The organism is Candidatus Pelagibacter sp. Uisw_090 (assembly GCF_047717845.1).
Taxonomy (GTDB): Bacteria; Pseudomonadota; Alphaproteobacteria; order Pelagibacterales; family Pelagibacteraceae; genus Pelagibacter.
The window spans coordinates 887,616-903,592 of sequence record NZ_CP159810.1; the positions used below are offsets into that span (position 1 = coordinate 887,616).

The window sequence follows — 15,977 nt, forward strand, 5'->3', positions numbered from 1 at the left end:
TTTTTAAAAATTCATACTAAATATACCTCATGCTTTCAAATAAAGAAATTGTTTGTCCTAATAACCTTCTAGACCATGCACATAAGAAAAAAGGTGTTAATGCTGCTATCGTTAATGCGGGTTTACCCTTACCAATGCTTTCAGTTCAGGATGCTGTTAATGAAAACTTAATTACACCTATTTTTATAGGGGATAAAAAAGAAATTCTTAAATGTGCTGAAGATTTAAAATGGGACATCTCTTCGTATGAGATAATTCATGAACCTATAGAAAACAATACAGCAGCAATAGCTGCCAAGCTTGCAAGCCAAGATAAAGTAAAGATTATTGTTAAAGGTCATATCCATACTGATGTTTTAATGAAAGAAGTTTTAAAAAGAGATTACAATTTACTTGGAAAAACTAGACTTAGCCATATATGGCATATGACAAATACTAAAGACGACAAGCCACTTATAATTACTGATGGTGCTTTAAACGTTTTACCTAATGTAAAAACAAAAATGCATATCTTAAGAAATGTAATTGATTTTTCAAATCGTATAGGGATTGAAAGACCAAAAGTTGCAGTTCTATCAGCGACAGAAGAAATTTTGGATAGTGTGCCAAGCTCTATTGAAGCAAATGAAATTACAAAACTTGCCAAAGAAGATAATTTAAATGCAGATGTTTTTGGTCCCTTGGCATTTGATAATAGTATTTCAAAAAAATCTGCTGCTATAAAAGGTGTTAAGAATATTGTAGCTGGTGATGCAGATGTATTGTTAGTTCCAAGTGTTGAAACTGGAAATAGTTTAGTTAAAATGATGATTTACTTTATGGGTGCTTGTGCAGCTGGTGTTGTAGTAGGAGGTAAAGTCCCAATAGTAATTACTAGCAGATCTGATGAAGCGCAAGCTAGATTGGCCTCTATTGCTGCTGCTGTTGTTGCTTTAGACTAATTCTTCATTGAAATAATCACATTAATGTTTTAAATAAAGCTTCAAAATTAGAGAGGGAAACAATGACTATAACATATTTAAAAAAATCACCTAAAACATCATCAACAGACGACACCAAAACAACTGGAATTGTTCAAGATTTATTAAAAAATATTGAAACTACTAAAGAACAAGGTTGTATCGATCTTACAAAGAAATTTGACAAGTATGATGGTGATATTATTGTTTCTAAAGAAAGAATTGAAGAGATTAAAAAAACATTAGACCAAAAAACAAAAGATGATGTTCAGTTTTCATATGAAAGAGTTAGAAAGTTTGCTGAAGCACAGTTAAAAAACTATGGTCAGGACTTTGAGGTTGAACTTTCAGATGGATTGTTTGCTGGTCAAAAGCTAATACCAGTTAATACTGCTGGATGTTATGTACCAGGAGGTCGTTATGCACATATTGCATCAGCTGTTATGAGTGTAACTACAGCAAAAGTTGCAGGTGTAAAGAATGTTATTGCCTGTAGCCCTCCAAAAGAAGGTGTGGGTGCTCATCCCACAATTATTTACACAGCTGACTTGTGTGGTGCTGATGTAATTTTAAATTTAGGTGGTGTTCCAGCAATCGCTGCAATGACTAATGGTTTATTCAATAACCCTGCAGCTGATATTATTGTTGGTCCCGGAAATCAATTTGTAGCAGAGGCTAAAAGAATTTTATTTGGAAAAGTGGGTATTGATTTATTTGCAGGTCCTACAGAAATTGGAATTATTGCCGATGCTAAAGCTGATCCTGAAATAGTAGCAGTAGATTTGGTTGGTCAAGCTGAACATGGCTATAACTCACCTTGTTGGTTATACACAACGAGTAAAGAACTTGCTGAAAAAGTAATGAAAAGAGTTCCAGAATTAATAGCTGAGTTGCCTGAGGTACCAAGAACAAACGCAGATGCTGCTTGGAGAGATTATGGTGAAGTTATTCTTTGTGATACCGATGAAGAAATGGCAACTATTAGCGATGAGTATGCTCCAGAACACTTAGAAATTCAGACAGAAAATTTAGATTGGTTTCACAAAAGACTTACAAATTATGGTTCTTTATTTATTGGTGAAGAAACAACTGTTGCTTATGGAGATAAGTGCTCAGGAACTAATCATATTCTTCCAACCAAAGGTGCAGGAAGATACACAGGTGGATTATTTGTTGGTAAATTTGTTAAAACTTTAAGCTTCCAAAGAATGACAAAAGAGTCTACCGAGTTAGTTGGTGCTGCAGCTGCAAGAATTTCTAGATACGAAGGAATGGAAGCACACGCAAGAACAGGTGACGTTAGGCTTAAAAAGTACGGTTATTCTAATTAAACTTAGATAATTTCCATTAACACTGTTAAAGCCAAAATAGACATGAAAAGAATAATCAAATAATTTATTCTTTTCCATACTTTTGCACTCTTAAGATATTTAGAAAAATATTTTGAAAGATATCCTAGTATAAAAAAAAATAGGAATGAAGAAATAGCTGCCCCTGCTCCAAAATAATACTTATCCATTTGACTAAGGTTTTTAGAAAAGTTTCCAAGGAAAAATACAGTATCTGAATAAACGTGAGGGTTTAGAAAAGTAAAACCTAAAGTTTTAACTAAAATACTTGGTAAATTATTAGTTTTGATGTCTATATTAAATGAAGTCTCTGAAATTTTAGTTTTAATCTTTCCCCAGATAAAATGTAGTAAAAATATTAAGAGTAAAATATTAAAAATTAACTCAACTTTTGGTGTGAAATAATTATTTAAATATTGAAATAAAAAAATTCCTAAAAAAATTAATAAAAGATCTGAAATAGAACAAATTAAACAAACAAGAAATATATATTGTTTTTTTAACCCCTGCTCTATTACAAAAATATTCTGGGCACCTATTGCTAGAATTAAACTTAATCCAGTTAAAAAACCTAATATTAAATAATCCATTAAGTTTTATTAAACTCTTTTTTTACCCTGAACAACCCTATCAAGTATTAATGCAACAAATAAAATAGCTATACCCGCAAGTATACCCTGTCCAACATTGGCATATTGTAATGCCTCAAGAACATCTTGTCCTAAACCTTTTGCACCAATTAGAGATGCTACAACCACCATTGCTAAACTTAACATTACTGTTTGATTAACACCTGCTAAAATTGAAGGTGTAGCTAGCGGTAGATCTACTTTTCTTAATAAATACCATTTAGTTGCACCGTAAGCGATAGCTGCTTCTCGAATGGTTTCTGGTACTCCACGTAATCCTAAAACAGTAAGCCTTACGACAGGAGTTCCACCAAAAATCATTGTAATGATTACTGCCGCAACCTTTCCAGTTCCAAAAAATGCTATTACTGGAATCATAAATACAAAGGCTGGCATTGTTTGCATGAAATCCATTATCGGTCTAATTAATGAATAAAATCTTTGTCGCCTTGCACAGAAAATTCCAAGAGGAATACCTATTGCTATACTTAAAATTGCAGCTGTTCCTAACAAAGCGAGTGTCGTCATTGCTTTTACCCAGAAACCTAAAAAACCCATATAACCCAAAAATCCTGCAGAATAAATTGCAGCTCTTGGTCCTGCTGATAGTCCTGTAAGGGTAACAATTGCAGTTATAATTACAATCCAAGGAGTTTTAACAAACAATAATTCCAAGAAATCTAATACAGATCTAATTCCAATTGTTATAGCAGTAAAAATCACATCTCCTTTAACAACTGCATAGTCAAAAATAATCTCTATCCATTTAATTGAAAATAATCTTATTTCTGGATGAGTTGGAAACGTATCCATTAGCTGAAGTAAGCCTGGAAAACTATAATGGATAACAGTAAAGATCATTATAACAGAGGTAAAAATACTGCTGTATATGTAATTTTTCATCTGCATACCTGGATGAATAGATTTATCAGATAACCATTCAGAATATTTCTTTTCTAAAATTGAATTCGCTAAAACACCTTGAGCAATCTTAACTGCTATCAATAAAATAAAACCAAACATAACAATCCAAATTGCAGAAGCTTCTACTCTTGTAATTTCATCTAGATAACCTTGCATCGCATCTTCTAAAGATTTTATGTTTCTTTTAAACACATCGATTTTATCTGGATTATTTTCTATCGCTGCTTCTAATTGTTTATTTCTAAAAGCTATTGTACCTTGAACTTGCTCAACTTTAGCAATAGCGTCTGCCGTAATATTACCAAATAAACCTCTGATGATTTGTACTACCGAAAAAGTTTCAATAATTAAAAAGGCTAAAGTCCAATTCCAAACATTACGCATTCCAAACCAAATTGGTCCAAGTATAAATGCAAATAAATTAAATGAAAATGAGTAAGTAGGTTTACTACCAATTTTTTTAAACTCTTTAATATAATAATCTGGATTACTTTTTACAAAGTCAGTAATTAATTCATCTCTAGATGGATTTATAATTGCTTTATTCTCCATCACTGCCCTCTACAACTGCTTTAAGTAAATCTGCCTGTGTTATCACACCAATATTTTTTTTTTCATTATTGATTACTAATATTGGTTCATCTTTAATTGAAGATTTTTCTATTAATTTGTTTAATAAATCATTTTCATGAACGCTTTCTAAGTTTTTAGCTATTGATCCAAATTCCTTTTCAAATTTCTCAACAGGCTGCATGATAGATTTAGCTTGAACAATTTTTAATCTAGAAATTCCCTTAACAAAGTCTGCTACATAACTATCTGCTGGTTTCATGACTATTTCTTCTGGTGTCCCTATTTGGATAACCTTTCCATCTCTCATGATTGCAATTCTGTGGCCTACTCTTACTGCTTCATCTAAGTCGTGGGTTATAAACACTGTGGTCTTTTTCATTTGTTTTGAAAGTTTGATAAATTCTGCTTGAAGCTGTCTTCTAATCAATGGATCTAGTGCACTAAATGGTTCATCCATTAATAAAACATCAGGATCTGCTGCTAAAGCTCTTGCTAATCCAACTCTTTGTTGCATTCCACCTGAAAGTTCGTGGGCAAATTTATTTCCCCAGCCTTGAAGCTCTACAATATCTAAAATCTTGTTAGCAGCATCCAATCTATCATTTTTACTTATACCTCTTATTTCAAGTGGCATTGCTATATTGTCTAATACTGATCTATGGGGCATTAGAGCAAAGTTTTGGAAAACCATCCCTATCTTTTTATTTCTTAGATCTTGCAAACTTTTTGAATCAAACTTCATTACATCTTCATTATCGATTAAAATTTGACCTGAAGTTGGTTCTAATAATCTATTGATATGCCTAACTAAAGTAGATTTACCGCTACCAGAAAGACCCATTACACAAAAAATCTCCCCTGTTTTTACGTTAAAAGAGACATCTGATACACCAATTACTGAATTATATTTTTCTAAAGCTTCTTGTTTTGAAATATGTTCATTTTGAATAGCATTTAACGCTTCTTTGGAATTATTACCAAATATCTTCCAAACATTTTTTATTTCAATAGCTGAGTCCATCAGATCCGTTCGAAAATTTAATAGCTTTTAAAGAAATGTACCCGGCAACGAATAAAGTCGCCGGGTAAAAATTTAATTTATCTTAAAGTCCTAACCAACTATCAACTTTAGATTTATTATTTTTCATCCATGTTCTAGCAACATCAGCTGGTTGTTTTTTCTCAACTGAAATTGCATATGCCATAGCAGAAACATCATCTCCTGTTAATTGAAAGTTCTTAAAAAACTCAACAATAGCTGGAGATTTACTTTCTAAAGAAGTACCCCAACCAATTTGAATTTTTTTAAGTGCATCTTTTGAGGCAACATAAGATTTTTTGTACCAGTCAGCATCTTCTTTAGGTTGTACCATTTTGTATTTAGCTGGATCATGTTTTGGCTCTTCCAACATAACTACATCTGCCATTCCCCAAATTGCGTGTGGTTTATAACAATAGAATGCATAACCTTCACCTTTTTTAATTGAGTCAAGTACTCTTGCATTTTTAACTGCTTCTGCTGCTCTTATCGCTTCAATACCAGCATCATATAAACCGTAGTCTCTTAATTTAACTTGGTTTGCATTTGCTGAAGCCCAACCATCTGCTCCAATCCAAAATTCACCTTTACCATTGCCATCACTGTCCATTGCTTTAACAACTTCTGGTCTAGCTAAGTCTTCGATTGCAGTAATATTAAATTTTTTCGCAAACTGTTGAGAAACACAATAACCTTGGTCTCCATCATATGGGTTGCTACTTAATTTTAAAGTTCCTTTAGGAACTAGATCATTAGTATAAGCTTGTTGGTTCGGTAACCAGATATCAGGGTGAACTTCAATTTCACCTTTACTTCTATCAATTGCACCGTAGATCGCAGTATTGTTTCCTGGGACCAATTCTGCTTCTCCACCCATTTTGTCTATAACAACTGCTGCTAATAAGTTTGCAATTGCTGTTGCACCTGTCCAACCTGGATCTCCTATTTTAACTTTTTCAGCGAATGTTGAAAAAGTAGCAAATAAAGAAATTAAACCAGCTACAAGTGTAGTTTTTATTATTTTCATTATATCCCTCTCTATTAATTTAAAAAACGAAGCATAACTTAAAACTTTTGAACAAGTCAAAGAAAATTAGTTATTTATTATGATTAGTATAATTGAATTTTAAGAGTGACTAATCCAAATAGTCTTAGTTTGAAGGTATTGATCTAACGCTTCTGTACCTTGATCTCTACTTAATGAACCAGATTGTCTATATCCACCAAAAGGTGTTTTAATATCACCTTCAGAAAAAGTATTAACTGAAACAGTTCCACATGGAAGGCTTTTAGCCATATGAAAAGCTCTATCGATATCTTGAGTAAAAACACTTGCGTGCAATCCATACTTAGAATTACTTGCAATTTTCAAAGCTTCTTCATCACTATTAATTGTAAGAACTCCTAAAACTGGTCCAAAAATTTCTTCTTGAGCAATTGTCATATTTTCTTTTAAATCATCAAATAGAGTTGGTTTTGCAAAAAATCCTTTTTGGTCACCACTTGATACACCACCAAATAATAACTTAGCTCCTTCATCAATTCCTTTTTGAATATATCCATCAACTGTTGCTAAATGTTTTTTAGAAATCATTGACCCCATATTACTTTCTGGATCTAATGGATCTCCAGCTTTAAGAGCTTTTACTTTTTTTGAAACTTTGTCTAAAAATTCATCTTTAACTTTGCTGTGAATTATTTGCCTCATGTTTGCAGAGCAATTCTGCCCACCATTCCAAAAAGCAGAGTTAATAGCATTATCAATTAAATCATCTGTAATCTTTGCATCTTCTAAAACGATAAATGGACTTTTACCACCCATCTCTAAGCCAATTGTTTTTAAATTACTTTCACCCGAATATTTCATGAACAGTCCCCCAACTTCCGTTGAGCCTGTAAATGAAACCGCATCAACATCATTGTGTCTACCAAGTGCTTCACCTACATCGCCAAAGCCAGGTACTATATTTAAAACTCCATCAGGGATACCTGCTTCTTTAGCAATTTGAGCAACTCTAATTGCAGTTAGTGGAGTATCTTCTGCTGGCTTAATTATAACTGAACAGCCAGCAGCTAATGCTGGTGCCATTTTCCAAACTGCCATCATCAAAGGGAAATTCCATGGAACAACTCCAGCAACAACACCAATTGGCTCTTTAACAATTAAACTAGTTAACGATGGTTCTGTTGGTCCAACTTTACCAAATACTTTATCTATTAATTCTCCATACCACTGAAAATGCATTGGAGCATCATTTGCAACTTCATTAATACAATCTCCAATTAATTTTCCTGTATCGATACATTCAAGAACAGAATTTTCATCACCTGTTTGTCTTAATAATTCTGCAAATTTTAGTAAAACATCTTTTCTAAATTCTGGAGATGTTCTAGACCAAACGCCACTATTGAAAGCTTTTCTTGAAGCTTTTACAGCAAGGTCTACGTCTTTATGATTACATTTTGCAACAGAGCAAAGAGTTTCACCCGTTGCAGGGTTTATATTTTCAAACTTTTCACCATCAATAGCATCAACGTACTTACCATCAATAAAAGCTCTACCTTCAAACTTAATCTTGCTTGCTATAGATTTATAATCAGAAGCCATTAATCTGCATTAGCAGTTAATGTTTTAATCTCTAAAATATTTTCATTAGGGTCTTTAACAAAAAATGTCTCTTGCTCATATTTGGTACCTTTAAATCTTAAATAAGGTTCATCGTAATATTTGGCACCATTGTCTTTTAATCTTTGCTTAAGAGCATTAAAATCTTTTCTAGATAAATGAACACCGAAATGTGGAACAGAAACATTACCCATATCAACATCGTGTCTTTCACTATCCATTTTATGTTCACTTGCATGAAGAGTTAATTCATTTCCCCAAAAGTCTACATCTGCCCACTCTTGTGCTGAATTATCCAATCTACAGCCTAACGTCTCGCTGTAAAATTTTTTTGCTACTTCAAGATCTCCACATGGTACTGCTAAATGGAAGCAATTTGTGTTTTTGTACATAAGTTTCTCCTCTTTAAATTCGTTATACAATGACTATATAGTCCAATATAATATTTTAATCAATAAAAGCTAAATTCATGAATGACTTTTTACAATCTATAATAGATAGAGATCCTGCGGCAAAATCTAAGTTAAGTTTAATTTTAACTTATCCTGGTGTTAAAGCAGTTTTTTTTCATAGAATTGCTAATTTTTTTCATCTTGCTAAGTTTCATTTAGTAGCAAGAATAATTTCACAACTATCAAGATTTTTAACTGGAATTGAAATTCACCCTGGTGCTAAGATTGGAAGAAATTTATTTATTGATCATGGTATGGGTGTTGTAATTGGAGAGACCTCTGAAATTGGAAATAATGTAACCATTTATCATATGGCAACATTAGGTGGAATATCTCCAAGTATTAATTCAAATGATCAAAGACAAGTTAAGAGACACCCAACATTAAGTGATTGTGTTGTTGTTGGTTCTGGTGCTCAAATCTTGGGACCTGTAATAATTGGTGCAAACGCTAAAGTTGGAGCTAACGCGGTTGTTACTAAAGATGTACCAGAAAATGCAGTAATGGTTGGAATACCAGCTAAAAACGTTGGAACAGCAACTGAAGAATTTAAACCTTATGCTGTAGAAGAGGTAGATAAAGACACTTCAAGCTAATGAAAATTATTCAAGACAATTTTATTTCAGGAATAGGTAATACTCCTTTAATCAAACTTAGAGCTGCATCAGAAATTACTGGATGTAATATTTATGGTAAAGCCGAATTTTTGAACCCAGGTGGATCTGTTAAAGATAGAGCGGCACTAGCTTTAATTAAAGATGCTGAGAGTAAAAAATTAATTTCTAAAGGTGGAACAATAGTTGAAGGCACAGCTGGTAACACTGGTATAGGCTTATGTCTACTTGGTAATTCACTTGGTTATAAAACAATTATTGTAATGAATGATAATCAAACCCAAGAAAAAAAAGATCTTCTTAGAAATATTGGTGCTGATTTAAGATTAGTTCCAGCTAAACCTTATAAAGATGATGCAAACTTTGTAAAAGTTGCTGCAAAACTTGCTGATGAACTAAGACCATCAAATAACAATGGAGTTGTTTGGGCCAATCAATTTGACAATGTTGCAAATGCTAAGGGTCATTATGAAACAACGGGTAAAGAAATCTGGGAACAAACTGAAGGTAAAGTTGATGGTTTTGTATGTTCGTCTGGAACAGGTGGAACAATTTCTGGAGTAAGCAATGCTCTTAAAGAGAAAAATAAAGATATAAAGATATTTTTATCAGACCCTAAAGGCTCAGCTCTTTATAATTATATAAAAAATGGTGAATTAAAATCTGAAGGTGGATCAATTACTGAAGGAATTGGATCAAGTAGAATTACAAAAAATTTTGAAAATGCTAAAATTGATGATGCCTACTCTATAGATGACCATGAAGCACTTCCTATACTTTATGATTTAATTGAAAATGAAGGTTTAAGCCTTGGTACTAGCTGTGGAATTAATATTGCTGGTGCGATTAGAATGGGTAAAGAGCTTGGTCCTGGAAAAACTATCGTTACTATACTTTGTGATAAAAGTGAAAAGTACGCTACTAAAATGTTTAATAAGAAATTTCTAGAAGAAAAAGGTTTACCCTTCCCTAATTGGCTTTAAATATAAATCTTATCGGCTAATCCATAGCAAAGAACTGCACTAATAATTGTGAAAACTAAAGGAGCAATTATAGCTTCATTTGAATCGTTCATAACACCCGTCTTATCGATCTTAATTGAGTAAGTATTAACTATAAAGATACAAAAATTTTGAACAAAAACTAAATTGAAAAATGCCCACGTTGCTTCGACACCATTTGGTCTTACAAACATAATATATAATGCCATCAAGAAAGAACCTAGAAATATTGCACCTGTCATACGCATAACAGTTGCAGCTGTCTTGTCTATTTGAAATTTTTCTCTAAATTTTTGGTTTCCAATAATCATTTGATACGCATAAATACCTATACCTAAAAAGTGTATTACAAATAATATTAAATAAAAAACTCCATTAAATTTTTCAATCATAAATAAATAATAACAATATTAGTCTTTAAAAATACTTAAATAACTAGTTGGGTCATTTTGCACATGCAAAGTGACAATGTTGGTTATATCAAAAACTTATTATTTTCCTATTGTTTGGTTAATTAATCAAACAAAGGAAAATATGAAAAAAATAGTAATAACATTATTCTTAGTACTTTTCACAAGTTCAGTTTATGCAGGTTCTTGCCCAATGATGGCAAAAAGTATAGATGATAAAATTGCAGAAGCACAAATGCTAAGAGATCAAGGTATGGCCGCTCATGATGCTGGTGATCATGCAAAATCAGAAGAATTATTAGGTAAAGCTATGGAGCTTTTTAAAAGTTAACAAATAATTTTATATATTTAGTGGGATTTCATTTAAAGTAGCTAAATGAATCTCACTACTTCGTACGTGTCCTTAATATTAGCTGTTATTTTAGGGGGTACATCAAATAGTTTTTCTAAAATTGCACTACTTTTTTAAATCATTTACAATAAACGTAGTTACAAAATTAATAAATAATACAAAAGTTAAAAAATATGACTGGTCAAAGGCGTTGGTTAAAAATATGGGCTAGAACAGTTGGAATGCCAATTGGTATTAATGATGAAGATAAGCCTGAGTTTTTACCTATTAAACAAACAGATGTTAAGAAAGCATTAGCTTTTAGAACATTCTGGGTTCTGCTTCATGTTCTAACTTGTCTCTTAATTATCGCTGGTAATGGCAGAGTAATGGGTTGGTGGTAATTAAAAAAAATTAATAAAAGCACTATTTGTCATGGTAAAGCTTCGTGTATATTTTGACTACATGGATTGTAAAGTAAATTACCTTAATTAATAGAGTTGGGATTTTCTTAAGTGTCCCAACTTTAAATAATAAATAAATAGAGTTTTATGTATTTAGCAATGAGTAGACTTCAGGTTATGTCTGACAAAGAAAATGAATTTGAAACAGCTTGGAAAAATCGTGAGCAAGAGACTCATGGTGTGAAAGGCTTTAAGAAATTCAACTTATTCAAAGGTAAGGTAAATAATGAATTATCTCTTTATATTTTTCATAGTGAATGGAATACTGAGAGTGACTTTATTAACTGGACAAAATCTGATTCATTTCAATTAGCTCATAAAAATCCTATACTACAGGGAAATTTATATCTTGGACCCCCCAATTTTAATGGATATGTAGGATTCCCTGATTTTGAAGGTTTTAAAGTAGTTATATAATTTTAAAAAGATTTCATTTAGGATAATTAAATGAACATGACAACTTCATATTTATTTCTGATTTTAGCTGTTTTTTTAGGTGTAACATCAAATAGTTTTGCAAAAAATGCTGAAGGGTTTACTCTTCTAATTCCAAGTACTATCACTGCAATTACAATCGTTTCATGCATGTATGCATTATCCATGGTAATGAAAAATATCCCGATGGGAATAACTTATGCATCGTTTGCTGGATTAACAATTATTTCAACTGTAATTGTTGGTGTAATTAGATTTAATCAAATGCCAAATCTTTATTCAATGATTGGTTTAGGTCTAATTATAATAGGTGTATTAATGGTTAACTTGTTAGGAAATAATTAATTATGATTTCAAAAAAATATTCTCAAACTTTATTTATGATTTTTATGTCATTTGGAATGAGTGTTATAATGAGTGGCGTAGTTACTGCGGTGAACACTGGCATTAGTAATGGTTTTATTGAAAGATATTTTAACTCTTGGTTATTTGCTTTTCCTGTAGCATTATTTGCAGCTATTACTTTGACTCCAATTATAAGACCTCTAGTTAATAAAATTGCATCTAAAGATTAGTTATAAAAGAATTGTAAAAATTTTACGGAAAAAAATATTGTAAGAAGAGTTTCTTAAATTATCGAAACTTTATTATTTATCAAAATTTAATTCAATAAATATATTTAACATAAATTAAAATAAATGTTTTGAATGCAATGTTTGAAAATGTTATTGTGTAAATATATATAAAGGAGGTCGATTATGAATTTATCACCACCTGACACATAACTGGTGTGATTAAATAATCAAAGACTAATTAAGATCGAAAAAATATAAAGTCCATTATTATGGATTTTGGCGTATACCGCTAACTTACAGGGGAACTCTTTTGGGCTTTCCGAAAGGGTGAACCCCTTAAAAAAAAGTTAAAAAATAGATGGCAAAACGTGAGTACCATCATCATCTAAAGTAATATCAAATTCATCAACAACGTTAGAAATTTCTAATGGTGAGTATAAATGTGGAAACATAGTTCCATCTGAAGCTTGTTCCCAAACTAAATGATCTAGTTTTAAAGTGTCTATCTTTAATAAAATTAAATCTTTTTGATTTTGGTAAAATTTTTTAAGAGTTCCAGCAATTTGATCATCACCAGAAAAATGAATGTAACCATCTTCTAAATCTTTTTTAGAACCAGTTAATTGACCTTTAATCTTAATTTTATGCCATTCAGATTTGGTGCATATTTTATAAACAAATTTGAAATTCATTTAAAATTTATATTATTCAGTAGAGATGATGACAATAAGAAACTTCCCTCTTTCGAGGGAAGCTAATATTAACTATCTAATAGAGAGAGAAGATAATGTTAATTTTTAAATTCTATGCGCTCCTTATAGACAGCAAATTTCAATATTAAAATGACAAATTGTCACTACAGCAATGCTAATATTAAATATCTTATTTTATCTATTCACTTAGTGAGCATTTTACCAAGATGAATTTGGTTGGGCTAGAAACTCTTTCTCTTCAAAGGTAGATGTTCTTCCTAGCACTGTGTTTCGATGAGGATATCTGTGAAATCTCTTAATTACTAATGTGTGATCTTTCCAAGATTTTTTAATAGAAATTAAATCTGAATGATCTTTTAAAAATTTATCTAATAAATAGTAGGACATATCATGGTCTGTGACCTCCTCACTATGAATGAGTGGTAGTATCATAAACAATCTTTGATCTTGATCCATTTTATCTAAAAATCCAGCATAAACAGAATCGTTAACTATCAACCTTGCTTTATGATCTTGGCTAAAGGCTTTTGGGTCATCTCTAAACATATTTCTTGAAAATTGATCAAATAAAATAACTAGAGCTAAAGAACCAAGGGGGCTATCTTGCCAATCATCATACTCATTTGAAGCTGCTAACTCATAATCTTTTAGAAAATTTTTTCTTATTAGTGCATCAAAATCTTTATGTTTTTGAAATCTTTTTTTTGGTGGAGTTTCTTTAAACCAAAAATCTAATATTTTTTTAGCTCTTGTATGCATTTATTTTGAAACTGGCTTTAAAAGTTTAAGCATTTTATTATGAATAGATTGATTAGCTGAAACTAAAATACTTCCAGCATTAACTGCATCTCTATTATCCCAAGTTGTTACAATACCTCCTGCAGCTTTTATAATTGGCATCAGTGGGTGGATATCCCAAATTTTATTAGTTGTTTGAAAGACAACATCAATTTTTCCCTCACATAAATGGGAATAACTTAACGCATCCGCAGTTGGAAATTGCATTAGTCTTAAAACTTTAGGAATTGACATTTGCTGTTTAAGAGAGATCGCTCCATGAAATGCTCCTGATACTTTTACCTGACTAAATGGTATATTTTTTGAAACAGAGATTTTTCTTTTTTTACCCTTTTCAAAAACAAAAGAGTTTTTATTATCAAAATTTAAATAGTATTTATTTAGTATTGGAAAGTTTGCTAATCCTACAACAGGGTTACCTTTAAAATTTAAAGATATTAAATTACTCCACGTTGGATTGCCTATTACAAATGATCTTGTTCCATCAATTGGGTCTATGACCCATGTGTAATCACTAGTTGATTTTTTGTGACCAAATTCTTCACCTATAACTTGATGACTTGGAAATTTTTTTTTAATTTTTAATCTAATAAATTTTTCAAATGCTTTGTCAGATGTTGTAACAGGATCATACCCTTTGCCTTTGAGCTTGTTTGATATCTTAAAAGTTTTATTAAGTTTTGAGTAATAAAATTTATTTAATTCTTTTGCCAAGGTGTTTAAAAAATTAGAATATAGCTTGTACTCTTTCACACTTAATAAGCTCATTAAATTATATTCTCAATTTGATTTTCTGCTTCTTTAATTGATTTTTCATAATCTATGGCCAATTGATCAGCAGCAATAATATCTATTTTTTTTATACCAAAAAAATTTAAAACATGAGTTAGCCAAGGTGTTAAAAAGTCATCTTTACTATTAATCTTTGTGCCGCCAGATGTGATTATGAGATAAACTTGTTTGTCTTCAAGCAAACCTACCCTGCTTCCATCTTCATTGTATTTAAATGTCTCTTTAACTCTTGCAGCTAAATCCGCCCAGGCTTTTAATGTTGCCGGTGGACCAAAATTATAAATTGGTACAGATATAATAATTGTGTCACTTTCTTTTAATTCCATAACTAGTTTGTCTGACATTTCAAACATCTTCTTATGTTGTTCTGTTTGCTCACCTTCAGGAATTTTCATTCCAGACTCTGTTAAGTTAGAGATAAAGATCATTTCATCATTAAGATCTCGATAAACAACCTGATCTTCTGGTTTTTTTATTTTATCTAATAATTTTTTTGCTAAAGCTCTTGAAGTAGAACCTTCTTTTCTAGCACTTGTATCAATTTGATATATTTTCATGAATTAATTACTTTTAATAGTTTCTAACCGAAATTTTGCAAAAAAGGTAAATAATTTAGAATATAATAACCCAGAACTTGTAATTGATTTGTTAAAATTAAAATTCCTGTGATTAAAAGAATTATACCCCCTCCTTTTGTAACTAAATTAATATTTCTTTTGAAATTTTTTGAAAATAGTAAAAACTTTTGCATCAAATAACCTGATAGAATAAAAGGTATCGCTAATCCAAGTGAGTAAAAACTTAAAAGTAAAATTGCTTTGTAAATAGTTTCCTCTGTAGAAGCTAAAGCAAGAATTGACCCTAAAATAGGACCAATGCATGGTGTCCATCCAAAGCCAAATGCCATTCCCACAATAAATACAAAGAAAATATTATTTGATTTTTTTGTATAAAATTTTTTTTCTACATTAAGAAATTTAATATTTAAAACGCCAATTAACTGAAGTGAAAATATGATTATTATAATTCCTGCAATGGTTCTTAATATTTGAGAATTTTGTAAAAGAATTTGTCCTAAGAAGGAAGCAGTTGCACCAAAGATAATAAATACAAAAGAAAAACCTAATGAAAAAAAAATCAATGGTAATAAATCAATTTTCTTTTTTTCTAAAATTTCATTTAAGGTGTTGCCAGTAATAAAAGAAACATAACCAGGTATTAGTGGTAAAACACATGGAGATAAAAAACTAATTAATCCTGCTCCAAATGCAATAAATAATTCTAACATTAAAT

General features: G+C 31.0%; 21 protein-coding genes. 9 read left to right on the forward strand and 12 right to left on the reverse strand.

What is annotated here, in order from left to right:
• Positions 1–29 precede the first annotated feature (29 nt).
• Entirely contained in the window at positions 30–941 is a 912-nt protein-coding gene (locus ABXT58_RS04830; RefSeq protein WP_415303565.1) for a bifunctional enoyl-CoA hydratase/phosphate acetyltransferase, read from the forward strand.
• Between the two features lie 62 nt (positions 942–1,003).
• The gene (gene hisD / locus ABXT58_RS04835) at positions 1,004–2,290 is read left to right on the forward strand and encodes a histidinol dehydrogenase (protein WP_415303566.1); all 1,287 of its coding nucleotides are present in this window, start codon (positions 1,004–1,006) and stop codon (positions 2,288–2,290) included.
• Between the two features lie 2 nt (positions 2,291–2,292).
• Here the strand turns inward: hisD and ABXT58_RS04840 are convergent, their stop codons facing one another.
• From ABXT58_RS04840 to ABXT58_RS04865, 6 genes are all read right to left on the reverse strand, one after another.
• A complete protein-coding gene (locus ABXT58_RS04840) occupies positions 2,293–2,898 on the reverse strand; it encodes a LysE/ArgO family amino acid transporter (protein ID WP_415303567.1) in 606 nt (201 codons plus the stop codon).
• A gap of 9 nt (positions 2,899–2,907) precedes the next feature.
• On the reverse strand, positions 2,908–4,413 hold the full coding sequence (locus tag ABXT58_RS04845) for an ABC transporter permease (RefSeq protein ID WP_415303568.1): 1,506 nt from the start codon (positions 4,411–4,413) through the stop codon (positions 2,908–2,910).
• Entirely contained in the window at positions 4,403–5,455 is a 1,053-nt protein-coding gene (locus tag ABXT58_RS04850; protein ID WP_415303569.1) for a quaternary amine ABC transporter ATP-binding protein, read from the reverse strand. The genes ABXT58_RS04845 and ABXT58_RS04850 overlap by 11 nt, the downstream gene beginning before the upstream one ends.
• Positions 5,456–5,537: 82 nt before the next feature.
• A complete protein-coding gene (locus ABXT58_RS04855; protein ID WP_415303570.1) occupies positions 5,538–6,500 on the reverse strand; it encodes a glycine betaine ABC transporter substrate-binding protein in 963 nt (320 codons plus the stop codon).
• 99 nt (positions 6,501–6,599) lie between these two features.
• Positions 6,600–8,081: an aldehyde dehydrogenase gene (locus tag ABXT58_RS04860; RefSeq protein WP_415303571.1), complete on the reverse strand. Its 1,482-nt coding sequence runs from the start codon at positions 8,079–8,081 to the stop codon at positions 6,600–6,602.
• Positions 8,081–8,491, reverse strand: coding sequence for a VOC family protein (locus ABXT58_RS04865; protein WP_415284124.1), 411 nt, complete (start codon positions 8,489–8,491; stop codon positions 8,081–8,083). The genes ABXT58_RS04860 and ABXT58_RS04865 overlap by 1 nt, the downstream gene beginning before the upstream one ends.
• 77 nt (positions 8,492–8,568) lie before the next feature.
• Between ABXT58_RS04865 and epsC the strand changes: the two genes are divergently transcribed.
• Positions 8,569–9,147 (forward strand): serine O-acetyltransferase EpsC, encoded by a 579-nt coding sequence (epsC, locus tag ABXT58_RS04870; RefSeq protein WP_415303572.1) that lies wholly within the window; start codon positions 8,569–8,571, stop codon positions 9,145–9,147.
• Positions 9,147–10,148, forward strand: coding sequence for a cysteine synthase A (locus ABXT58_RS04875; RefSeq protein ID WP_415303573.1), 1,002 nt, complete (start codon positions 9,147–9,149; stop codon positions 10,146–10,148). Before epsC ends, ABXT58_RS04875 begins: the two co-directional genes overlap by 1 nt.
• Here the strand turns inward: ABXT58_RS04875 and ABXT58_RS04880 are convergent.
• Positions 10,145–10,558, reverse strand: a complete 414-nt coding sequence (locus ABXT58_RS04880) for a hypothetical protein (RefSeq protein ID WP_415303574.1) — start codon at positions 10,556–10,558, stop codon at positions 10,145–10,147. The genes ABXT58_RS04875 and ABXT58_RS04880 overlap by 4 nt on opposite strands.
• A 142-nt stretch (positions 10,559–10,700) precedes the next feature.
• On the opposite strand from ABXT58_RS04880, the gene ABXT58_RS04885 reads away from it, so the two are divergent.
• The 5 genes from ABXT58_RS04885 (at position 10,701) to ABXT58_RS04905 (ending at position 12,381) form a co-directional block, all read left to right on the forward strand.
• A complete protein-coding gene (locus tag ABXT58_RS04885) occupies positions 10,701–10,907 on the forward strand; it encodes a hypothetical protein (RefSeq protein WP_168606465.1) in 207 nt (68 codons plus the stop codon).
• Between the two features lie 194 nt (positions 10,908–11,101).
• The gene (locus ABXT58_RS04890; RefSeq protein WP_415284129.1) at positions 11,102–11,311 is read left to right on the forward strand and encodes a hypothetical protein; all 210 of its coding nucleotides are present in this window, start codon (positions 11,102–11,104) and stop codon (positions 11,309–11,311) included.
• 159 nt (positions 11,312–11,470) lie between these two features.
• Positions 11,471–11,788, forward strand: a complete 318-nt coding sequence (locus ABXT58_RS04895) for an antibiotic biosynthesis monooxygenase family protein (RefSeq protein ID WP_415303575.1) — start codon at positions 11,471–11,473, stop codon at positions 11,786–11,788.
• Positions 11,789–11,818: 30 nt separating this feature from the next.
• A complete protein-coding gene (locus ABXT58_RS04900) occupies positions 11,819–12,151 on the forward strand; it encodes a DMT family transporter (protein WP_415303576.1) in 333 nt (110 codons plus the stop codon).
• A gap of 2 nt (positions 12,152–12,153) precedes the next feature.
• The gene (locus ABXT58_RS04905; RefSeq protein WP_415303577.1) at positions 12,154–12,381 is read left to right on the forward strand and encodes a DUF2798 domain-containing protein; all 228 of its coding nucleotides are present in this window, start codon (positions 12,154–12,156) and stop codon (positions 12,379–12,381) included.
• A gap of 347 nt (positions 12,382–12,728) precedes the next feature.
• On the opposite strand, the gene ABXT58_RS04910 is transcribed toward ABXT58_RS04905, so the two are convergent.
• The 5 genes from ABXT58_RS04910 to ABXT58_RS04930 form a co-directional block, all read right to left on the reverse strand.
• Positions 12,729–13,073, reverse strand: coding sequence for a DUF952 domain-containing protein (locus tag ABXT58_RS04910; protein WP_415303578.1), 345 nt, complete (start codon positions 13,071–13,073; stop codon positions 12,729–12,731).
• Positions 13,074–13,292: 219 nt separating this feature from the next.
• Entirely contained in the window at positions 13,293–13,853 is a 561-nt protein-coding gene (locus tag ABXT58_RS04915; protein ID WP_415303579.1) for a DUF924 family protein, read from the reverse strand.
• Complete coding sequence (locus tag ABXT58_RS04920; protein ID WP_415303580.1) at positions 13,854–14,660, reverse strand: inositol monophosphatase family protein; 807 nt, start codon at positions 14,658–14,660, stop codon at positions 13,854–13,856.
• Positions 14,660–15,241: an FMN-dependent NADH-azoreductase gene (locus tag ABXT58_RS04925; RefSeq protein WP_415303581.1), complete on the reverse strand. Its 582-nt coding sequence runs from the start codon at positions 15,239–15,241 to the stop codon at positions 14,660–14,662. The genes ABXT58_RS04920 and ABXT58_RS04925 overlap by 1 nt, the downstream gene beginning before the upstream one ends.
• Positions 15,242–15,264: 23 nt before the next feature.
• Complete coding sequence (locus ABXT58_RS04930; protein ID WP_415303582.1) at positions 15,265–15,972, reverse strand: cytochrome c biogenesis CcdA family protein; 708 nt, start codon at positions 15,970–15,972, stop codon at positions 15,265–15,267.
• Positions 15,973–15,977 lie beyond the last annotated feature (5 nt).